Source organism: Sphingomonas agri (assembly GCF_038148795.1).
Taxonomy (GTDB): Bacteria; Pseudomonadota; Alphaproteobacteria; order Sphingomonadales; family Sphingomonadaceae; genus Sphingomicrobium; species Sphingomicrobium agri.
In genome coordinates, this window is record NZ_JBAPEU010000002.1 from 382,356 (window position 1) to 403,693 (window position 21,338).

18 protein-coding genes and 1 tRNA gene are annotated in these 21,338 nt (G+C 63.0%); 7 read left to right on the forward strand and 12 right to left on the reverse strand.

Annotated elements, in window-relative coordinates:
• Positions 1 to 82 precede the first annotated feature (82 nt).
• Both V8192_RS08675 and V8192_RS08680 read left to right on the forward strand, forming a co-directional pair.
• A complete protein-coding gene (locus V8192_RS08675) occupies positions 83 to 1,399 on the forward strand; it encodes a dicarboxylate/amino acid:cation symporter (protein WP_341632678.1) in 1,317 nt (438 codons plus the stop codon).
• A 1-nt stretch (position 1,400) separates the two neighbouring features.
• A complete protein-coding gene (locus V8192_RS08680; RefSeq protein WP_341632679.1) occupies positions 1,401 to 2,060 on the forward strand; it encodes a LysE family translocator in 660 nt (219 codons plus the stop codon).
• Here V8192_RS08680 and V8192_RS08685 read toward each other — a convergent pair.
• Positions 2,057 to 3,307 carry a M24 family metallopeptidase gene (locus tag V8192_RS08685; RefSeq protein ID WP_341632680.1) on the reverse strand — a complete coding sequence of 417 codons (1,251 nt, stop codon included), beginning with the start codon at positions 3,305 to 3,307 and terminating at the stop codon, positions 2,057 to 2,059. The two genes, V8192_RS08680 and V8192_RS08685, sit on opposite strands and share 4 nt — an antisense overlap.
• Positions 3,308 to 3,378: 71 nt before the next feature.
• Between V8192_RS08685 and V8192_RS08690 the strand changes: the two genes are divergently transcribed.
• A complete protein-coding gene (locus V8192_RS08690; protein ID WP_341632681.1) occupies positions 3,379 to 4,665 on the forward strand; it encodes a multidrug effflux MFS transporter in 1,287 nt (428 codons plus the stop codon).
• Positions 4,666 to 4,733: 68 nt separating this feature from the next.
• Here V8192_RS08690 and recA read toward each other — a convergent pair whose 3' ends face one another.
• The 7 genes from recA to V8192_RS08725 all read right to left on the reverse strand — a co-directional run bounded on the left by recA (position 4,734) and on the right by V8192_RS08725 (position 13,453).
• Positions 4,734 to 5,816, reverse strand: a complete 1,083-nt coding sequence (recA, locus tag V8192_RS08695) for a recombinase RecA (protein ID WP_341632682.1) — start codon at positions 5,814 to 5,816, stop codon at positions 4,734 to 4,736.
• A 124-nt stretch (positions 5,817 to 5,940) separates the two neighbouring features.
• Positions 5,941 to 6,597, reverse strand: a complete 657-nt coding sequence (gene clpP, locus V8192_RS08700) for an ATP-dependent Clp endopeptidase proteolytic subunit ClpP (protein WP_373276336.1) — start codon at positions 6,595 to 6,597, stop codon at positions 5,941 to 5,943.
• A 162-nt stretch (positions 6,598 to 6,759) separates the two neighbouring features.
• Entirely contained in the window at positions 6,760 to 9,618 is a 2,859-nt protein-coding gene (locus V8192_RS08705; RefSeq protein ID WP_341632683.1) for a TonB-dependent receptor domain-containing protein, read from the reverse strand.
• A gap of 140 nt (positions 9,619 to 9,758) precedes the next feature.
• Positions 9,759 to 10,691 carry a glycosyltransferase family 2 protein gene (locus V8192_RS08710; protein ID WP_341632684.1) on the reverse strand — a complete coding sequence of 311 codons (933 nt, stop codon included), beginning with the start codon at positions 10,689 to 10,691 and terminating at the stop codon, positions 9,759 to 9,761.
• Between the two features lie 25 nt (positions 10,692 to 10,716).
• Positions 10,717 to 11,661: a cupin domain-containing protein gene (locus V8192_RS08715; RefSeq protein ID WP_341632685.1), complete on the reverse strand. Its 945-nt coding sequence runs from the start codon at positions 11,659 to 11,661 to the stop codon at positions 10,717 to 10,719.
• Positions 11,658 to 13,265 (reverse strand): trigger factor, encoded by a 1,608-nt coding sequence (tig, locus tag V8192_RS08720; RefSeq protein WP_341633318.1) that lies wholly within the window; start codon positions 13,263 to 13,265, stop codon positions 11,658 to 11,660. Before tig ends, V8192_RS08715 begins: the two co-directional genes overlap by 4 nt.
• A 103-nt stretch (positions 13,266 to 13,368) precedes the next feature.
• Positions 13,369 to 13,453 (reverse strand) — tRNA-Leu (locus tag V8192_RS08725).
• 108 nt (positions 13,454 to 13,561) lie between these two features.
• Between V8192_RS08725 and V8192_RS08730 the strand changes: the two genes are divergently transcribed.
• Entirely contained in the window at positions 13,562 to 13,741 is a 180-nt protein-coding gene (locus tag V8192_RS08730; protein ID WP_341632686.1) for a hypothetical protein, read from the forward strand.
• 45 nt (positions 13,742 to 13,786) lie between these two features.
• Here the strand turns inward: V8192_RS08730 and V8192_RS08735 are convergent, their stop codons facing one another.
• The 4 genes from V8192_RS08735 to gatC all read right to left on the reverse strand — a co-directional run bounded on the left by V8192_RS08735 (position 13,787) and on the right by gatC (position 18,754).
• Positions 13,787 to 15,412 carry an alkaline phosphatase family protein gene (locus V8192_RS08735; RefSeq protein WP_341632687.1) on the reverse strand — a complete coding sequence of 542 codons (1,626 nt, stop codon included), beginning with the start codon at positions 15,410 to 15,412 and terminating at the stop codon, positions 13,787 to 13,789.
• A gap of 101 nt (positions 15,413 to 15,513) precedes the next feature.
• A complete protein-coding gene (gatB, locus tag V8192_RS08740; protein ID WP_341632688.1) occupies positions 15,514 to 16,995 on the reverse strand; it encodes an Asp-tRNA(Asn)/Glu-tRNA(Gln) amidotransferase subunit GatB in 1,482 nt (493 codons plus the stop codon).
• Positions 16,996 to 16,997: 2 nt separating this feature from the next.
• A complete protein-coding gene (gatA, locus tag V8192_RS08745) occupies positions 16,998 to 18,470 on the reverse strand; it encodes an Asp-tRNA(Asn)/Glu-tRNA(Gln) amidotransferase subunit GatA (protein WP_341632689.1) in 1,473 nt (490 codons plus the stop codon).
• Positions 18,467 to 18,754: an Asp-tRNA(Asn)/Glu-tRNA(Gln) amidotransferase subunit GatC gene (gene gatC, locus V8192_RS08750; RefSeq protein WP_341632690.1), complete on the reverse strand. Its 288-nt coding sequence runs from the start codon at positions 18,752 to 18,754 to the stop codon at positions 18,467 to 18,469. The genes gatA and gatC overlap by 4 nt, the downstream gene beginning before the upstream one ends.
• 136 nt (positions 18,755 to 18,890) lie before the next feature.
• Between gatC and V8192_RS08755 the strand changes: the two genes are divergently transcribed.
• The 3 genes from V8192_RS08755 (at position 18,891) to ruvX (ending at position 21,331) form a co-directional block, all read left to right on the forward strand.
• On the forward strand, positions 18,891 to 19,526 hold the full coding sequence (locus V8192_RS08755) for a DUF6445 family protein (protein WP_341632691.1): 636 nt from the start codon (positions 18,891 to 18,893) through the stop codon (positions 19,524 to 19,526).
• A 219-nt stretch (positions 19,527 to 19,745) separates the two neighbouring features.
• Positions 19,746 to 20,861 (forward strand): DUF3089 domain-containing protein, encoded by a 1,116-nt coding sequence (locus V8192_RS08760; RefSeq protein ID WP_341632692.1) that lies wholly within the window; start codon positions 19,746 to 19,748, stop codon positions 20,859 to 20,861.
• The gene (ruvX, locus tag V8192_RS08765; RefSeq protein WP_373276352.1) at positions 20,858 to 21,331 is read left to right on the forward strand and encodes a Holliday junction resolvase RuvX; all 474 of its coding nucleotides are present in this window, start codon (positions 20,858 to 20,860) and stop codon (positions 21,329 to 21,331) included. The genes V8192_RS08760 and ruvX overlap by 4 nt, the downstream gene beginning before the upstream one ends.
• Positions 21,332 to 21,338: the final 7 nt, after the last annotated feature.

Here is a 21,338-nt window from a genome sequence, read left to right on the forward strand (position 1 = left end):
CGCGCCCTACCCATGCGGGCGACAGCTGTGAAGCTTGACGTGGAGTGAACCTGCGGCTTGGGTCCTGCCACGAAGGGGACTTATGGCCAAGACACTGACCCGCTACATCCTCATTGCGCTGGTGCTCGGCCTGATCGCCGGCTGGGCGATCAACGCCGCGATTGACGACGGCACCCCGGCCAGCGCCGCGCAGCTCAAGGAAATCGCTGATTATCTCAGCATAGTCACTGCGCTGTTCCTGCGTCTGATCAAGATGATCATCGCGCCCCTCGTTTTCTCGACCCTTGTCGCTGGCATCGCGCACATGGGCGACGTTGCGGCCCTTGGCCGTGTCGGGGTGCGCTCGATACTTTGGTTCATCCTGGCGAGCCTTGTTTCGCTTACGCTGGGCCTCATCATCGTCAATGCACTGCAACCGGGCGTCGGCCTCAACCTCCCGCTGCCGGCATCCTCGACGGCAAGCGGGGTCGAAACCGCCGCGTTCAATCTCAAGGATTTCATCAGCCACGTCGTGCCGCAGTCGATCTTCGAGGCGATGAGCGCCAACGAGATCCTGCCCATCGTCATTTTCTCTCTATTCTTCGGCATCGCACTGACCGCGGTCGGCGAAAAGGGACGCCCCATCGTCCACGGGGTCGAGGCGCTCGTCCGGGTCATGCTGCAGGTCACGAATTACGTGATGCGCTTCGCCCCCTTCGCCGTGTTTACCGCGGTGACGAGCGCACTTGCCGAGCGCGGACCCCAGATCGTGGCGACGCTCGGGAAGTTCGTGGGAAGCTTCTACCTCGGACTTATCGTTTTGTGGGCGGTATTGATCGGGGTTTGCTTCCTCATCGTGGGTCCCAGAACACGGCACCTCGTGCGCTACATCAGGGACCCTGTACTGCTCGCCTTCTCAACCGCGTCCTCCGAGGCGGCCTATCCGCGGACGCTCGAAGAGCTTGACCGCTTCGGTGTCCCGCCCCGTATCGCGAGCTTCGTCCTGCCCCTGGGCTATTCGTTCAATCTGGACGGCTCGATGATGTACATGACCTTCGCGACGATCTTCATCGCGCAGGCCTACGGCATCCATCTGTCGCTCGGCCAGGAAATCACCATGCTCCTCGTCTTGATGGTGACGTCGAAGGGCATGGCGGGTGTTCCGCGCGCGAGCCTCGTCGTCATTGCCGCGATCATGCCAATGTTCAAAATCCCGGAAGCAGGCCTGCTCCTGATCCTTGCTGTGGATCACTTCCTCGACATGGGGCGATCGGGAACGAACGTGATCGGCAACGCGGTGGCAGCAAGTGTCGTTGCTCGCTGGGAGGGTGCCTTGGGATCCGAACGCTCCCCCGAAGTCGACACGCGCCACGCGCCTTCGCACGTTCCGCACGCGGGCGAAGTACACGACCACTTCTGAGGTGCTGAGCATCGCGGGAATCGAGCTGCTTCCCCGCCTGGGGCTCTTTCTGGCTTTCGTCGCTTCTGGCCTTGCGCTTAACATCGTGCCGGGCGCCGATATGACCTTCGTCATTGCAAGTTCGGCACGGGGCGGACGGCGCGACGGCATCGTTGCGGCGCTTGGGATCGGGGCAGGAACTCTCGTTCACATTAGCGCGGCTGTCCTTGGCCTCTCGGCGCTCCTCGCCGCCTCGCAGAGCGCTTTCACCATCATTAAATGGATTGGCGCTGCCTATCTCGCCTACATTGCGATTTCGCTGATATGGGCAGGAAACGGCGATGGCGGAGAGCGCACTGGCCAGCCGCACCAGTCGGGATCGAAGCTCCTCCGCTCTGCGGCACTCGTCAACATTCTCAACCCCAAGGTCGCGCTCTTCTTCCTGGCCTTCCTGCCGCAGTTCGTCGACCCAGCAGCGCGCATCCCGGCGCTGCAGATCCTCTGCCTTGGCCTCTGGTTCGCCATCGTCGGAACGATCGTGAACGTCCTCGTCGCGCTCGTTGCGGCAAGCACTGCCAAAAGGCTCGCGCACGTGAGCTGGATCGGCCGCGCTGCCCGCTATCTTGCGGCAACGGCGATGGCTGGCTTTGCCCTGCGCCTCGCCTTCGCGAGGCGAGCCTAGCCGAACGGCCGATCAATGCTCGACGGCGGCTCAGTGAAAAATCGCGGACCCGAGTTCGTCATGTACCAGCAGTCCTCGAGCCGCACTCCGAACTTGCCGGGAATGTAGATCCCCGGCTCGTCTGAAAAGCACATGCCAGGCGCAAGCGGCGTCATGTCGCCGTGAACAAGATAGGCCGGCTCATGGCCGTCCATGCCGATGCCGTGCCCGGTCCGGTGCGAGAGACCGGGAAGCTTGTAGCCCGGTCCATAGCCCCAGCTTTCGTAGGCAGCGCGAACAGCGTCATCCACGCTTCCTGCAGGAGCGCCGATTCGCGCGGCGCGGATCGCGATCTGCTGACCCTGACGGACCTGATCCCAGACCTTGCGCTGCTCGGAAGAGGGGGCGGCGCCGAAGACGAACGTACGGGAGATATCGGACTGGTAGCCGTGAACGGTGCACCCGCAATCGAAAAGGATCGTACTTCCAGCCCTCGCCACCTGCGGTTTTCTTGAGCCATGCGGTTGGGCCGAGGCTTCATCTATGAGCACAAGCGAGAACTCGGGGCTTCCGCCAAGCGAGGCCGTGGCAGCGTCGATCGCGGCGCCGAAGTCGGCAGGAGTCATACCGGCCCGGGCGCCTTCGCCGGCATGGCGCATCGCCCGGATGGTGATGTCGTTGGCCGCTTGCATCAGTGCAAGTTCGGACGGCGACTTGATAAGCCTCAGAGAGCGAACGACGGGATTGGCGTTTACTGCCTTTGTCCCGGGTAGCTGCTGCGCGAGGCGGTCGACGATGAAATAGCGGTCGGTCTCCTCGAAGCCGACGGGCTGTCCCGCGACGCGGCGTTCCCTCAGGAAGTCAGCGACGAGCTTCAGCGGATCCTCGTCTTCGTTCCAGCTCCTGATCTCGGCGGGAATGGCGAGCGTTTCGGCAACGGAAGGGCGCTCGAAGAAAGGCGTTACGATGACGGGATCGCCTTCAGCTGGAATGACTGCTGCTGTGAGGCGTTCTGACCGGTGCCACTGAACCCCGGTCAGATAATCGAGGCTCGATCCCGATTCGACGATAACCGCTCCAATCCCGTTCTGCTGCATGAGAGCCCGAGCACGCGTCATCCGCTGGACGCGCTCGGCCTGGCTGATTGGCGGCGGAAGCGCGACGGGCGCCAGTTTTTCCTTCGCTGTGGCCAGCACGCGATCGAACGGCACCGTCAGTGCGGCGGCAAATGCCCCGGTGCCGGCAAGAAAGCTGCGACGCTGAATCATCTCAATCCCCCAGCCGTTTTCGAGGCTCACTGTTGCACGCTCGTGGCCAATCGGCCAGCACGCGCGCTTCCATGTTCGAGTCCCTTTCTCATGACGGTGTGAAGCGCCCCGGGACGCGCGAGATGACAGCGATGCTCGCCGCGCTCATGGGCCTCAATTCCTTCGCGATCGATGCGATGATCCCGGCGCTCCCGGCGATCGGCCGGTCGCTCCACGTACTCAACGAGAATGACCGGCAGCTTGTCGTTGTCGCCTACTTCGTCGGGTTCGCCTCGACGCAACTGATCTGGGGGCCGCTCGCCGACCGGTTTGGACGAAAGCCCGTCCTTGCAGCGGGGATCATCCTCTATGGCATCTTTGCATTGCTGTGCGCATTTGTCGGGACCTTCCCGCTCTTGATTGCTTCGCGGTTCGCCATGGGCGCGTCAGCTGCAGTCACTCGCGTGCTTGTCGTTGCGATGGTCCGGGACCTTTTCGAGCGCGAAGCCATGGCCCGCGTCATGAGCCTCGTGTTCATGGTCTTCATGCTGATGCCGGTGCTCGCTCCAAACATCGGTCTTGCAATTCTGCTCATCGCGCCGTGGGAAGCCATCTTCGTCGTCCTCGCCGCCTACGCGCTTGCAATGCTGCTCTGGTCGTGGGTTCGCCTGCCGGAAACGCTTCATCCGGAATTTCGCCGAAGCCTCAGATTTGGGGACATGGCTTCAGCCATCTGGGACACCATTCGCGAGCCGCAATCGCGGGGCTATACGGCAGCGCTCACGATCAGCTTCGGCGTCCTCGTTGCCTATATCGCTTCCATCCAGCAGATCGTCTTCGAGGCTTTCCACGAGCCCAGGCTGATCGGAGCAGTTTTCGCCGCCATCGCAGCGCCGATGGCGCTCGCATCCTGGACCAATTCGCGCGTCGTCGGCAGGTTCGGCCTGCGCCGGGTCGGCCATACGGCCGCCGCTGCGTTCATGGGCATTGCGCTCATCCACGTGGGGGTCGCGCTCACCGGCCACGAGACACTGGGAAGCTTCATCTTCCTCCAGGCGCTCACCATGTGCGCATTCGCCTTCACCTCCTCGAACCTTAGCACGCTCGCGATGGAGCATATGGCACCGATTGCGGGAACAGCTTCATCGGTCCAGGGTATGATCGGCACGATCGGGGGCGCAGTGCTCGGCTTCCTCATCGGACGCCACTTCAACGGAACTACCCTGCCCTATCTCATCGGTACTGCGGCCTGCGCGACCGGCGGCTTTGTCGTGCTCCTGATGACCGAGCCCAAGCGGCTGTTCGCTCCCATCGAGTCCGATCCCGATGAGCAGGAAGCCGCTCGAGATTCGACAGCAATCCCCGAAGACCTCGCCTAAGAAGTTCGCAAGCAAGGGCAGCGGGCGGAGCGCCATGCACATCCGCCCGCCGCTGGGGAGTTCTTAGCCTATTCGGCGAGTTCGCCGTCGTCCGGGCCAGCGCCGACCATCAAGGCCTCGCCGACTTCCTCGGTTTTGCCGCGGATTGCGTTTTCGATGCGCTTTGCGACCTCTGGATTTTCCTTGAGATACTGCTTGGCGTTCTCGCGTCCCTGGCCGATCCGTACCGAATCATAGCTGAACCAGGATCCGGATTTCTCGACGAGGCCGGCTTTGACCCCAAGGTCCAGGATCTCTCCAATCTTCGAGATACCCTCGCCGTACATGATGTCGAACTCGACCTGCTTGAACGGCGGCGCGACCTTGTTCTTGACCACCTTTACGCGCGTCGTGTTGCCGACGATGTCGTCGCGGTCCTTGATCTGTCCGGTGCGCCGGATGTCGAGCCTCACCGAGGCATAGAATTTCAGCGCATTGCCCCCAGTCGTCGTCTCCGGATTGCCGTACATGACGCCGATCTTCATCCGGACCTGATTGATGAAGATGACCATGCACTGCGAGCGGCTGATCGACCCGGTAAGCTTTCGCAACGCCTGGCTCATGAGACGCGCCTGGAGGCCAACATGGCTGTCCCCCATCTCACCTTCGATCTCGGCGCGGGGCACTAGTGCCGCGACCGAGTCCACCACGAGGACATCGACTGCATTCGACCGGACGAGCGTGTCGACGATCTCGAGCGCCTGTTCGCCGGTGTCCGGCTGGGACACGATCAGTTCGTCGATGTCGACGCCAAGCTTCCTCGCGTAAACCGGATCGAGGGCGTGCTCGGCGTCCACGAAGGCGGCCGTTCCGCCGTTCCGCTGCGCCTCTGCAATCGCGTGCAGCGCGAGCGTCGTCTTGCCTGAACTTTCCGGCCCGTAGATCTCGATGATGCGTCCGCGCGGGAGGCCGCCGACGCCGAGCGCGATGTCGAGTCCAAGACTTCCGCTCGAGATCGTTTCGATCTCGATCTTTTCGCGGCTGCCCAATTTCATCGCGGAGCCTTTGCCGAAGGCGCGGTCGATTTGGGCAAGCGCCGCTTCAAGCGCCTTCTGACGATCCATCCTTGGGGCTTCCGATGTTCTATCGATGACTTTGAGCTGCGCTGCCATGTCCCCTGTCTCCGTTCAAGCGTCAATCAACGGCGGCCGAACCCCGCCTGTGGAGAAATGCTCGTATCCCATTTGTTCTTGGAGAACAATAGGAGAACGAAGGCAAAGGAAGCTCTCTGTTGTACTAAGCCGGGGTCACGTCTCCAGCCCCAGTGCCGGAATCGTCGCCCGGCTCGGGCCGCTTGTCGAAGACTTCGTCGATCAAACCGAACGCCTTGGCTTCGTCCGTCTCAAGGAACTTATCGCGGTCCATCGCCTTCTCGATTTCCTCGAGCGCCTGGCCCGTATACTTCGCATAGAGCTCGTTGAGACGCTGGCGCATCCTCAGGATCTCGCGCGCCTGGATCTCGATGTCAGCGGCCATGCCCTGCGCGCCGCCCGAAGGCTGGTGGATCATGATCCGGCTGTTGGTAAGGGCGACCCGCATTCCAGGCTCGCCAGCGGCGAGAAGAAAGCTTCCCATCGAAGCGGCCTGGCCGATGCAGACGGTGCTGATCTTGGGACGGATGTATTGCATCGTATCGTGGATCGCGAGGCCGGCGGTCACCACGCCGCCCGGCGAGTTGATGTACATGAAGATGTCCTTCTTCGGGTTCTCGGACTCGAGGAAGAGCAGCTGGGCGGTGACGAGCGAGGCCATATGGTCCTCGATCGCGCCGGTGATGAATACGATCCGCTCGCGCAGCAGCCGCGAATAGATGTCGAAGCTGCGCTCGCCCCGGTTGGATTGCTCGATGACGATGGGAACGAGCTGGGAGACGATGTCCTGATGATCAATCACGAGAGGCGGATCCTTTATTACTGGTCGCACCTACATCGGCGTGAATTCGGAAAGGTTCAAGGATTGACCCGCGCGGCATGTTCAGGGCGGCATGCCAGCAAGAAAATGGGCGGCTGCGCCGAAGCGAGCCGCCCACCATCGCTGCAGGAAGTCCCCTAGCGACTACATCTTGTACGAGATGCGGCCGTAGAAGAAGCGTCCCGGAACGTCATAAGTCGTCGGATCATAATTGTTCACGCTGCAGGTAAAGCAAGCGGGCGGATCCTTGTCGGTGAGGTTGTTGCCTCCAACGGTCAGGGTCACGCGCCGCTCGAGGAACGGCAGGCGCCAGTTGAACTGCCCGTCCACATAGAGCCTCTTGTGCAGGATGTTGGGCAGGTTGGTGTTCGGATTGATCTCGCTCACCGCCGCTATGTACCGGCCCGTCAGTGCAAGGGCGACGTCTCCCAGCGACCAGTCGACCGTCGCGTTTCCTTTGAACTTTGGATAGGCCTGGTCGGGGCTTCCGCGCTCGGTTCCCCGACGGTTGATCACGAGAAAGCCGTTTGACTCGACCAGAACATATTTGAGCAGCCACGAGCCGTTCGCCGTGAGCCCGAACCTGCCCATCTGGGTGGGCGGTGAACGGTAAGTGAGGCTCGTGTCAATCGACCGCGTATGAATGCTGTCGAGGTTCTGAAGCGTTCCGTCGATCTCGTTCACGAAGCCGTTGGCGGTACGGATGATGAGGTTGCAGCCGGTCCCCTGGAACGCGCAATTGTTGAGCGTCAAGTTAGGATCGAGCGCACTGATTGCGTGGTCGATCTTGATGTCGTGATAATCGCCCTCGATGCTGAAGGAATTGCCGCCCCACGAGTGGGCGTACACCGCACCGAAGTTGAGGCTCTTCGACTTCTCGGGTTTGAGGTTGATATTGCCCTGCGTGATGACGGGAAGCTGGCCCGGCGGCTCGGCGTAGCTGCCGTTAGCCGGGACGCCGTGTGCAATGCAGTTTGCACGCACCGTGGCGTTGGTCTGGAACGCGCCGCTGACGTCGCTCGTGCAAGGATCCGTGACCGGAAGGTCAAAACGCGACCGCCCGCCGAATAGCTCGCCGATCGTCGGGGCGCGGAACCCGGTCGAATACGTGCCGCGAACAAGCAGATCGTGCACCGGCCTCCACAGACCATTGGCGGTGTAGGTCGTACTTCCGCCACTGGTCGAATAATGGGAGTATCGGCCTGCGCCGTTGACCTCCAGCGAATAGGCGCCGGGCACGTCCTTCAGGATCGGAACCCGGACCTCTCCGTAGAACTCGTTGACGTCGTAATGGCCCTTTGCGGGCTGAGCCGGGATGTCCGCACCAAGGCCCGCCGAGACGATCGGGTCCGGCGTGAAATAGGCCTTCTGGTAGCGGTGCTCATAACCGAGCGCGACTTCAACCGGTCCTGCGGGCAGGTCGAAGACAGGGCCAGAGATGTTGGCGCTGTTGTCCCACAGTTCCTGCGCGCTCTTGTCATGCTCGGTGAACGCGATCCATCCGAGCATCGCCGGGGTGATCGACCCCTGGCCGCCGAAGAGGTTCAAAGGAACGCAGGGCGCCGTACAATTCGCGACCGGGCCGATCGCCTGTGCGACGCGGTCGGCCCGAACGTTTCCGGTGAAGCTCTGCTTCGCCTTATTGTGTCCCCAGGTGGTGTTGATGTCCCAGTACCACTGGCGCGAACCGATGTGGAAAGAGCCGTCCAGTGTGCCGGTAACCGACATGGTGTCGACGTGCTGATGGAAATCGCGCTGTCCCGCCTCGACGAGGCGACGCGCGATAAACGAATAGTTCGGCGTCTGGCCGTTCGGCGTGCCGTTGGGGTTGACCCCCGACTGGAGCGTCACGCCGTAAGGATTGTACGGGTTGGTGACGTCGAAGGACAAGGTGTCGAACAGGCTGCCCGCGCCATTGCCCGCGTCGGGGCCGATGAACAGGGGCTCATAGGCCGCCTTGTTCTCGGAATCGCGGTGATTGTAGAGCGCCTTTATCCGAAGGTTCACCACATCGCTGAGCTCGCTCTTCGAGCTGAACCAGGCGCCGTAGCGCTTCGAGGGCGTGATAATGTACTGGAACGGTGCGAAGTTAAAACGGTCTGCATTGGTGAAATGCCGCAGGTCGGCCAGTGTGGGATGGTTATTCGGCGGGTTGGATATCGTCTGGCTGTTATCTGGCACCACAAATGTCCGGAAGCGCCCGTTGATCGCGGCGCTGCTGCAACCGCCAACAGGATCGGTGCATGACGTCTGCCCCGGATTGGGAAACAGCGAGATCGAGCGATCCCTCGAATAGACTGGGTCCTGCTTGGCATAGCTGGCGCCGAAGACGATGCTGGTCCGGTTGGGATGGAATCCGTAGCTCGCCTGGAGGTCCCAGGTCTTGCCATCTCCCTGGCCGAACTCGCCATATTGGGCCGACGCCCTGAGCCCCCGCTGTTGAGAGACCGTTATGACGTTGACGACGCCTGCAATCGCGTCCGAGCCGTAGAGCGGCGAAGCGCCGGACTGTAGGACCTCAACGCGGTCGATCATGTTGATGGGGATGGTGTTGAGATCGACGGCGCCGGGAATGCCGCTGGCACTGGTGCCATTCACAAAGCGCAGGCCGTCGACGAGCACCAGGGTACGGTTCGCGCCAAGGTATCGCAGGTCGATCGTGGCCGAGCCCGCGCCGACACCACCGCCGTCGGGCGGGTTGCCGAGGTTGCCGCTGTTGTTCACCTTCGTATTGAGGCCGCCGGCAGCGCTCGGAATGCGCTGCAGCACGTCGCCGACCGCCGACAGGCCCGTCTTGTCGATCGTGCTCTTGTCGAGGAAGACTACCGGAGCATTCTGATTGAGAGGATCGCGGCGGATGCGCGATCCCGTAATCACGATTTCCTGGCTTGCAGGCACGGAGGCCTGCGCGGGAGCCGCGGTCTGGGCCGCTGCAACTCCACCGCCCGCGGACAATGCCATAAAAGCCACGCTCGTCCGAAGGACAGTGTCGAACCGGTTCATATTCCCTTCCCCCTTTGTGTGCGGTGCCGTTGACCGACACGTCGCTTAAGCAAGCAAAACTAACAGCCGTCAGAAATTAGTCGCGAAAAACTGTCACGCTGCCGACACAATTGTCGACCGCTGATGCAAATTTTCGACAGTTACCGAGGAGCCGCTAACGAAAGATAAGATAACCGACGTACCTCCCGCCGACCCCTCGTCACAGTGTCGAGTATGAGCCCGGCGAAGAAACACAGGACCGCCACGATGATGATTCCCGTAACGAGGATCGCGGTCGGAAAGCGAGGAACCAGCCCCGTTTTGAGGTAGGTCATGACAAGCGGGATCGCGAGCACGACCGCGATCGCCACCAGCAGCGCGCCGATTGTCCCGAAGAAAAGCGAAGGCCGCTCGACCCGGTAGAGGGTGACGATCGTTCGGAGGATGCGCCACCCGTCCGAATAGGTGGAAAGCTTCGACTCCGAGCCTTCCGGGCGCGCGGCGTAGACGGTCTCGACCTCTCCGACCGGCATTCTCAGCTCCAGCGCGTGAACGCTCATTTCCGTCTCGATCTCGAAACCCGACGAGAGGACGGGAAAGCTCTTCACGAACCGCCGCGAGAAAACCCGGTAGCCCGAGAAGATATCCGTGAAGCTGCGACCGAACAGACCGGCAAGAATCCCCGTGAACAGCCTGTTCCCCAGAACGTGGCCCCCTCGATAGGCTTCCTTCTCCTCGTGCCGCCGGGTGCCCACGACCATGTCCAGCTGCTCGGCAAGGAGGAGATCGACCATCTGTGGTGCCGACTTGGGATCGTAGGTGAGATCTCCGTCGGCCATCACGTAGACGTCGGCGTCGATGTCCGCGAACATGCGCCTGACGACATGTCCCTTTCCCTGCTGCCGTTCCATCCTGACGACGGCGCCCGCCTGGACAGCTATCTCGCTCGTCCGATCCGCGCTGTTGTTATCGTAGACGTAGATGGTCGCGCCTGGCAGCGCGGCCCGGAAGCCCGCCACTGTTGCACCGATTGCGGCTTCTTCGTTGTAACAAGGAAGCACGACCGCAATTTTCGGTGATTGACCCTCGTTCAAGCGCACCCCCTCAGGAAGTCGGCAGCTATAGGAAATAATCAGCGGCTGCGTCGAGCCGCGCAGTCGTCACGTGGAGTAACCGGAAGTCTCGGTTCGCATCGAAGAACCTCCACGACTTGCCCGGCGGAATGACGAAGGCGTCGGCAGCATGAAGCTCGTGCCCGTTGAGCCTTGCTTTACCCTCGAGCACGAAACCGAACACAAGTTCCCCAGAGTGCGGGCCAAATTCGACGGCGCCGGCAACCCCGGCCCGGACCAGCCGGACGTCGGCAAGGCCGGCCGTCGCTTCGTTCATACCGGTTTCCTTGGCCTCCCCTGCGCCAAAAGGTGTCCAGGATCCCAGTGACAGACGTCGGTGAAGAAAGCGCTGGTTGCCAAACAGCCGGTCCGGCGAACGGCGCCCGGGCAGTTCCATCTCGTGATCGGCGAACGTCGCGTGAAGCGCAGGTGCGCTGATCTCGATCACCTCGAGGCCCGGGGAACTTTCGAGCACTCGGTGGCGGATGAGAGGCGGCTGAAGAACGATGTCGCCCGCCTCCATGATGAAGGGCTCGCCCTGATCCTCGTAGACGACACGCACCCAGCCTCGCCTGACGAAGATCATCTGAAGGGCAATTCGGTGATAATGAACCCAGTCGCTGACGGGCCCGCCTTCGGGAATGGTAATGTGGGATGCGACATAGCGGCCGCCCGTCCGTCCCGGGATGAGGTCTCGGTACAGCATGCCGGCACGGCCCTCTGACGATTGGCCGCCAGCATGGGTCAGAACGAATTCGGCTCTGAACCCGGGCAATGCAGCTGGAAGTACCGGAGCGCCCGGCACCGCGAGCCGGACGCTTTCCGACCCTCGGCTGAGGACCGCTGACGTGGGATCCTCGGCGGGGTAAATGGCGTCCAGGCGGAAGCCCTTGCGTCGCAGGTCCTCGATCGCGAGGTTCAGGTCCTCGCAGTCGATTTCGGCTTTGTTCAAGCCTTCTTTGCCGGCGCCTTCTTTGCCGGCGCCTTCTTGGCCTTTGCGTCCGGCTTGGCTTTGGCGGCGGGGGCCTTCGAGCCCGCGCCATCCTTCACCGGCTTGGCGGGCGTCGGCTTGGGCGAGGATTTTTCAACCGCCCCCTTTGCCGGCTCTTCGGCGACGAGCTTGTCCTCTGCCTTGGCGGCCTTGGCCTTGGAGGCCGACTTCTTCCCCTTGGCCGGTGCATGGTCGTGACCATGGTCGTGGCCGCAGCCTGGGCCGTGGACATGCCCTTCTTCGGCCTCGAGGTCCGCCTCCAGTTCGGCGCGGGTCGCCTTCCGTTCGCTGATGTTGGCCTTCGAGAAGAGGAAGTCGACGACCTTGTCCTCGTAGAGCGGGGCGCGAAGCTGGGCTGCAGCCATCGGCTCCTGCTGAATGTAGCGGATGAAGGTTTCGCGATCCTTGCCCTGGTACTGGGACGCCGCCTGCATGATGAGGCGGTTCATCTCCTGTTCGGTGACTTCCACACCGTTGGCAGAGCCGATCTCCGAGAGCAGAAGTCCAAGGCGCACGCGACGCTCCGCGATGCGCCGGTATTCGCCCGATTCCGCCTCGATCTCCGCGAGCGCAGCCTGAGGATCGGCTTCGTGGCTCGCTTCGTGGCGAAGCTGGCCAAGGATGTTCTCATACTCCGCCTCGACCATTGATTCGGGCACCGGGAAATCGTGCCGGCCGGCGAGCTGGTCGAGCAGCTGGCGCTTCATGTGGGTCCGGGTAAGACCGTTCAGCTCCTGGGTCTGCTGGTCGCGGACCAGGCCCTTCAGCTGGTCGAGATCGTTGAGCCCAAGGGACTTTGCGAACTCTTCGTCGACCTTGGTCTCGCCAGCGGTCTTCACACCCTTGACGGTGATCGCGAACAGCGCGTCCTTCCCCTTGAGGTTCTCGACCGGATAATCCTCGGGGAAGGTCACTTTGACCTCGCGCGTGTCGCCGGACTTTGCACCGACGAGCTGCTCCTCGAACCCCGGGATCAGCCGACCGGAGCCGAGCTCGATGGACATGTCCTCGCCCTTGCCACCCTCGAAAGGCTTCCCCTCGACCTCGCCTTCGAAGTCCATGACGACGAGGTCGCCGTTGGCGGCGGCATATTTCTTATCGGCATCCTCCCAGCGCTTGTTCTGGCTCGCGAGCTGTCCGATCTGCTCGTCCACCGCCTTCTCGTCGGGCTCCACCGTCAAGCGGTCGAGCTTCAGATCGCCGATCTCCGGTGGCGGCACGTCCGGCAGTGCCTCGAGGCTGACCTTGATCTCGGCGTCCTTGCCGGGCTCATAGCCCTCGTTGAGTTCGACCTGCGGCTGCAGCGCGGGGCGAATCTTCTGCTCTGTCAGCAGCTGCTGCACGCCTTCCTGGACTGCGCCCTGCAGGGCATCGCCGCGAAGGCTCTCTCCGTGCATCTTGCGGATGAGGTTCGGCGGAACCTTCCCGGGACGGAAGCCTGGCATGCGGATCTGCGGCGCGATGCGTTTCACTTCCTGCTCGACCCGCGCTTCGATGTCCTCGGCGGGAATGGTCAGCATGAAGGCGCGCTTCAGGCCTTCGTTCTGGGTCTCGACAGTCTTGATGGTCACTGGTCCATATCCTGAATTCTATCGCTTGGCGGGCGGCGGTCCCGGGGCCCGCCGATGCCAAGCGCCGGCAATCCCCCGGACAGCCTGCGCGTGGACATGGTGCGCGCGGAGGGACTTGAACCCCCACATCTTGCGATACTGGAACCTAAATCCAGCGCGTCTACCAGTTCCGCCACGCGCGCGCGGCCCAAGAAGCCGCGGCCTATAGCAAGGATCGGACGCCGGGCAACCCGCATAAGCCCGCAACCCTCATGTCGGGATGGGCGTTCGGAGTGAAAAGGAGCCCATCGATGCAGCAGCATCCGCCAGAAGAACCTTCGCCCTCGCCCGGGACGCCTCAGCCCTCGCAGCCGGGACAGCCAACCCACGCTCCGTCCGAGGAGCCCGGCACGACGCCCAATATCGACGTCCCCTCGCCTCCCTCGCCGGGGACCGAGCCGCCGACAACGCCCATTTCGCCGGTCGGATGACCCTCGCAGTCCAGGAGCGAGCGAGCGGCGGCAAGTAGCTGCCGCTCAGCGTGCGGGGCAGGAAGCCCCCGGGACCTCCGCCAGGCAATGTCCATCGATTGACCCGGGGGCAAGGCTGAGACCGATCATGCCTGCCAGAGTCGGCAGGATATCGGTGGTCTCGGCCGACCGCTCGATGGTCGAGCCGCTGGTTCCGGGACGCCAGAAGAGGATCGGCACGCGCCGGTCGTAGTCCCAGACCGACCCGTGAGTCGCGACGGAGCCCGTCGGACTGGCGATGGGAGTGATGTTGGGCTTCAGAACGACGAACAGGTCTCCGGACCGGCCGGGATAATAGCTTGCCCTCACGCGCTGGAGGACACTCCAGCCTGCAGGATCGCCCGTCGGCACCGCAGTCGCAGCGATCTGCGCAGCGGAGAACACCGCCTCGACCTGCGGATGCGCGCGGTAGGCGGCAAGGGCAGCGGAAAGAAGCCGATGCTGGTCACTCGCCGGAAGGCTGTGGTCGACCCACATGTCGCCGGCTGGACTATCGCCGAGGAGGCCCGGCCCGCGAAGTGCGAGCCTGGCGGTGAGCGCCTTGCCCATTGTCGCCGGGCTGAGCGCCGGATCGACGCGGGCTGCATCGCGGACGCCGGCCAGCCGTTCACGCTCGGGGATATCCTTGCCTCCGTGATCGGCGGTGAGCGCGACCGCATAATCGATGCCGCGCCGGTCGAGCACTTGCAGGAAGTCGCCGAGCTCGCGGTCGAGCTCCAGCAGCTGGAGACACATCTCCTGCCCCCCCGGGCCGTAGGCATGACCCACATAGTCGGTCGCCGAAAGACTGATCGCGAGGAGATCCGAACTGGCCCCGCGGCCAAGCTGCATTTCGTCGAGAAGACCCGCGGCGAGCGCCAGCGTGTCACCATCGAGCTCCGGCGATGCGCGGAAGGCGGCAAGATCCCCTGCCGCACGCGCAAGCTGGCCTGAACCCACCGTCTTGGCGCCGCCCTCCAATACGATTGGTGCAGCGCGGCCCTGGCAAAGCGGGGGCGCCTCGAGCGCCGGGAGTGACTGGGCCAGCGCCGCCGCGAGCGCAGCAGTGAATTTGGGCACGATTCTTGGAACTGGCGCGCTCTCGAGATCGGTGACGAACGTTTTACCGTCCCAATACCAGCGCTGGTCGACGAGATGGCCCGTCATCATGACAGCGGCCCTGTCCTTGCCTGCGACCGCCACACTCCGGCTACCGGGCCAACGAGCCTTCATGAGCTCGCCCAATGTCGGCACCACGAGGTGCGTTGGAGAGACTTTGTAGGCGGTCGAGCTCGTGCCGGGTCTGGTCTCGTCCTCGGCGCAGTAGACGCTTTTGTCGGACCGCGAGATCGACTGGTCGATCCAGACATTGTTCACGATCCCCGTCCTCGATGGATGATCGCCCGTGAGGATCGTCGAATGGCCTGGACAGGTCTCGGTCGCTGCGTGGCTCTGGTAGCCGTTGTGAAACACCGTCCCCGACGCAAGACGCGCAAAGCCGCCCGTGAACTGCGGCCTGTATTGGTCGAACAGGTCTGCGGAGAACTGGTCGATCGAGATGACGACGAGGAGCCTTGGCGGCCGCGCCTGCGGCTGGGCACCGGACTGGGAAGCAATGAGAGCCGCCGCGACAGCCAGAATCAATTTACGCATGTACCTCCCGATGACCGTCCCTGTGAGCGGGAACCGACCCCTGCTCTTTGAAACTGACACTGATATGGCTCCGTGCGCGGGATCAAGGCCGCTCCGCCGATTTAATCGGAGAGTTTGGAGCGCAGCCGCTCGTTGACGAGCTGCGGATTGGCCTTGCCCTGCATCGCCTTCATCGTCTGGCCCACGAAGAAGCCGAACAACTGCTGCTTGCCGCCCTTATACTCGGCAACCTTGTCGGCATTGGCTGCGAGAACCTTATCGATCTCGGCGTCGATCGCCCCGGTGTCGCTCGTCTGTTTCAGTCCGCGCTTCTCGACGACATCGGACGGGCCCTCGCCCGTCTCGAGCATGATCTCAAAGACCTGCTTGGCAATGGTTCCGGAAATCGTGCCGTTTGCGACAAGACCCAGAAGCTCGGCAGCCTGCGAGGGAGAAACGGGACTTTTCTCGATGCTCTCGGAACGCCGGTTGAGCGCTCCGAACAGCTCCGCAACCACCCAGTTAGCACCCTGTTTCGGGTCGACACCTGCATCGAGCAGTGCATCGAACCACCGCGCCGTTTCCACTTCGGCGGTCAGGACGCCGGCGTTGTAGGTCGTTATCCCAAGATCCTCATATCGTTGCCGCTTGGCGTCGGGAAGCTCCGGGAGTGATCCCCGGCATTCTTCGAGAAACGCTTCGTCGAGCTCGAGCGGCAAGAGATCGGGATCCGGGAAATAGCGATAATCGTGCGCGTCTTCCTTGGACCTCAAAGACCGGGTCACGCCCTTGTCGGGGTCGAAAAGACGGGTTTCCTGCGCGACCTTGCCGCCGCTTTCGATGAGCTCGACCTGCCGCTTCGCCTCGTGCTCGACCACCGCCATCACGAACCGGACGGAATTGACATTCTTGGTCTCGGTCCTGGTCCCGAATGCATCGCCGGGCTTTCGCACGCTGACGTTCACGTCGGCTCGCATCGAGCCCTCTTCCATATTGCCGTCGCAAGAACCCACGTAGCGCAGGATTGCGCGAAGTTTTCTGAGATAAGCCCCCGCCTCGGCAGGACTTCGCATGTCCGGTCGCGACACGATTTCCATCAGTGCAACGCCGCAGCGATTGAGATCGACATAGCTCATGGTCGGATGCTGGTCGTGCATCAGCTTGCCCGCATCCTGTTCGACGTGGATCCGCTCGATGCCGATCCGCTTGGCGCTTGCCTCGTTCTTCTCGTCGACGAGGACCTCGATCTCACCCTCTCCGACCAGCGGATGGTACAACTGACTGATCTGGTAGCCCTGGGGCAGGTCGGCGTAGAAATAATTCTTCCGGTCGAAACGGCTCCATGCGTTGATCTTGGCATCAAGCGCCATGCCGGTCCGGACCGCCTGCCGAATGCATTCCCTGTTCGGCACTGGAAGCATGCCGGGCATCGCAGCGTCGACGAGACTCACCTGCGTGTTCGGCTCGGCTCCGAACGCCGTCGCAGCGCCCGAGAAAAGCTTGGCCTTGCTCGCCGTAATCTGCGCGTGGACCTCGAGGCCGACCACGACCTCCCATTCGCCCGTTTCGCCCTTGATTCGGAAGGGAGCAGCTGCGTCCGCCATCACTACCACCATTTCTCCGGCCGCGCAGTGAACCCGGCCCGCTCCTCGATCGCGAGGCCAGCGTTCAGGACGGCCTGCTCGTCGAGTGCGTTGCCGATGAGGTGGAGCCCCAGCGGAAGTCCCTGTCCGTCAAGTCCGCCAGGAACACTCATCGCCGGGAGGCCCGCCAGGCTCGCAGGGACTGCGAACACGTCGTTGAGGTACATTGCAAGCGGGTCGGTGGTCTCGCCGATCCCGAACGCGGCAGAAGGCGCTGTGGGGGTCAGGATGACGTCGCACTGCTCGAACGCACGTGCAAAGTCCTGCTTGATGAGCGCCCGAACCTTCTGCGCCTTGGTAAAATAGGCATCGTAGAACCCGGCCGACAGAACGTAGGTACCGATCATGATCCTGCGCTTCACCTCGGCGCCGAACCCTTCGGCCCGGGTCGCCGAATACATGCCATCGAGGCCGTCATTGCCAGTGACCCTTATCCCGTAACGAACGCCGTCGTAGCGGGCGAGGTTCGAGGAAGCCTCGGCAGGCGCGATGATATAGTAGGTCGGAAGCGCATATTTGGTGTGCGGAAGGCTGATCTCGACCGGCGTCGCGCCGGCATCCTTCAGCCACTCGATACCCTGGTCCCACAAGGCGTCGATCTCGGCCGGCACTCCATCGATCCGATATTCCCTGGGAATGCCGACGCGCTTGCCCTTAAGGTCGCTCGACAATTGCCTTTCCCAAGCCGGCACCGGCAGGTCGAGGGACGTCGAATCCTTGGGATCGAAGCTCACCATCGCCTCAAGCAGGATCGCGCAGTCGCGCACCGTCCTTGCCATCGGGCCCGCCTGGTCGAGCGAGCTTGCAAAGGCGACGATCCCCCAGCGCGAGCAGCGGCCATAGGTCGGCTTGATCCCGCAAATGCCCGTGAAGGCGGCGGGCTGGCGGATCGAGCCGCCGGTGTCCGTGCCGGTTACCCCAGGAGCAATGCCGGCAGCGACTGCGGCCGCCGAACCACCTGAAGAACCGCCCGGCGTCAGGCCGACGTTGCTTCCCTTGCGCCGCCACGGACTGACCACGGGCCCATAGGCGCTGGTCTCGTTCGATGAGCCCATGGCAAACTCGTCCATGTTGAGCTTGCCGAGCATCCCGGCGCCCGCCTTGCGCAGATTTGCAGTGACGGTGCTTTCATAGGGCGGCCTGAAATTCTTGAGGATCCTGCTGCCCGCTGTCGTGTCGACGCCCCTTGTCGCGAACAGGTCCTTGATTCCGAGCGGAATGCCGGCGAGCGAAGGCAATTCGCCGCCTCCCCGCGCATTGTCGGCCGCTTCGGCAGCTGCGAGCGCGTCCTCCGGAGTCTCGACGGTATAGGCGTTGAGAGACTTTGCGGCCGCGACCGCAGCGTTGAACCCTTCCGCGATCTCGCGCGCGCTGAAGTCCCCGGCCCGGAAGCCCTCGCGCAGCTCCGCAATCGACTTTGTCGTCAGCTCGATCATTCGATCACCTTGGGGACCGCGAAGAATCCGTGCTGCGCATCGGGAGCATTGGCGAGGACCTCGTCACGAATGTTGCCGGCATCGACGACGTCCTCGCGCAGGCGAAGCTCCTGGTCGATCACTGCCGTCAGCGGCTCGATCCCGTCGGTATCGACTTCGCCGAGCTGCTCTACCCAGCCAAGGATATTGTTGAGCTCGGGCACGAGGCGCTCGAGTTCCTCCTCGCTCATCGCGATCCGCGCGAGCTTGGCGATGTGCCGGACCTGTTCGGAAGAAACTGACATTGCGGGCGGCGCGATAGCCGCGGGGCCCCGGAGCGGCAAGCGCGCGAACACCTCTGGGGCCCCCGAAGAATTTGCGCCCGCTGCCGGACACGCTACTGTCCCTGGCTCGGAACCAGTGCTTTGGGGGCGATTGCGCGTGATTCCGCATGTGATCGTGATCGACGACTTCCTGCGCAACCCGCAGATCGTCCGGCAAAGGGCGCTCGAGCTCACGTACAGGGTCGAGGGTCGTTATCCCGGCCTCAACTCGGTCGAAAAAATCAACATCGAGGGCCTTGAGAGAACGGTGTCGCAGCTGGTCTACGAGCCCGTTCGAGCGCCGTGGACGAGGGATTTCTCGCATGGCAGCTGCCGTGTCTCGCTCGCTTCGGACGACGACAAGCCTGCACGCATCCACATCGACCAGAGCCATTGGTCGGGAATTCTCTTTCTCTCGCGGCCGGAGGATTGCCGGGGAGGAACGGAATTCTACCGCCATCTGCCGACCAATACCGATCACCTTCCGCTGACCCCCGAAGCACTTCAGGAGACGGGTTACTCCTCCTACGAGGAGCTTCGAGCGCAAATCCTCGACAAGGACGCTCACGACCGGTCCAAGTGGGAACTGACGATGACGGTGCCCATGCGGTTCAACCGGCTGATCCTGCTCCAGCCGCAATATTGGCACACCGCCGGTCCAAGCTTCGGCGATTCGCTCGAGAATGGCCGGCTCGTCTATCTCATGTTTTTCCTGCGCGGTGCTGCAACGAACGGCGCGCAGGCGCAGGCCTAACTCCCTGCGTCCAGAACAAGAGATGAGGCGGCCCGGTCATATGCTTGCCCGCAGCGCGCCGGTCGATCCGCTCCGCCAGCGGGCTCACCCGATGGAACTAGGGTCCCGGTTCAGTTTCCCGCCATAAGTCTTCCTTTCCAACGGTTTGCGCGTCCCGTCGACGCGGGGGGAGTTCGGGCCGCTTGCCCGGACCATTCCCCTCCCCTAACCGCCCGCCCGATGTACGCCCGGCGATTCCTAGGTTGTGTGTTCGTGCTGACCGTGCTGGTCGTCGCGGCCGCCTTTTCGATCTACCAATGGGGCGGACGTGCACTGATCAGCGAGGCCGCGCCAAAGGGACATTTTGAGCCCGCAAAGGCTGGCGGCGCTCCGGACTACGGTCAGGCGTCGAACTGGATCGCCCGGCCAGGACTTCCGGACGACCCGTCGCCGTGGCTTCCGGAAGGCGATCCCCCCCGACAAGGGAAAGCACTCCAGGCGCAGCTCTTCTACATTCATCCGACGACCTATCTGGAGCGCGATCGATGGAACGCGCCGCTGGAGCCGGGCGTCGACACCGAATTTCGGACCCGGCTTTTCGTCCAAAGCCAGGCAAGCGCCTTCAACCAGAATGCGGTGGTCTGGGCGCCGCGCTACCGCCAGGCCGCCTACGGAGCCTTTCTCCTCAAGAGCGAAGATGCCCGAAAGGCGCTCGACCTTGCCTATCGCGACGTCGCCGCGGCCTTCGACGAATTCCTGCGGCAGGTGCCCAAGGGAAGCCCGATCATCCTTGCAGCGCACAGTCAGGGGGCACTTCATCTCGAGCGCCTGCTCCGCGAGAAAATCGCTGGCCAACCAGTCTCCAATCGCATCGTCGCTGCCTATGTCGTCGGATGGCCGATCAGCACGACCGCTGACCTTCCCGCGCTCGGCCTGCCGGCATGCACTGCTCCAGCCGAAACCGGCTGCATCCTCTCATGGATGACGTTCCGGGCGCCGGCCAATCCTGGAATCATGCTGGATGCGTGGAAGAAGACCAGAGGCCTCACTGGCCAGGAACGGCGACCGGATGATGTCCTTTGCATCAATCCGATCACCGGGACGATGAATGGCGTCGGCGCTCCCGGTGAGAACAAGGGGACGCTGGTCCCGAACGCCGATCTTAGCTCGGCAACCCTTCAGCCGGGCTTGATTGGAGCGCACTGCGACAAGGGGCTTCTCATCGTTGACGGCATACCGCCGCCGCTCGGGCCGTACGTCCTGCCTGGCAACAATTATCACGTCTACGATTACGCACTCTTCTGGGGAGCGATCCGCCAAGACGCAGAACGAAGGCTGACTGCATGGCATCGCTGATCACTGCCGACATCAGCGAGTTTGCAAGCCTGCTCGGAGCCGGGGGCAAGCTCGCGGGACTGGATGTCGGAACGAAGACCATCGGGATCGCGATTTGCGATGCCGGGTGGCATTTTGCAGGCCCACTCGAGACCATTCGCCGGACAAAGTTCACGAGGGATCTCGCGAACCTCACGGTCATCATCGAACGCGAGCATCTGGTAGGTCTCGTCGTTGGCCTTCCCCTCAACATGGACGGCAGTGACAGCCCGCGAACCCAGTCCGTTCGAGCGTTCGCCCGCAATCTTTCGCCGCTCGAGTTGCCGCTCCTCCTCTGGGACGAGCGCTGGTCGACGCAGGCAGTCGAGCGAGCGATGATCGAAGCCGACGTCAGCCGCGCCCGCCGGGCCGAGAAGGTCGATGCCCTCGCGGCAGCGCACATCCTCCAGGGCGCGATCGACGCACTGGCCAACCTGTTGCCGCCGCAATAAGCGACGC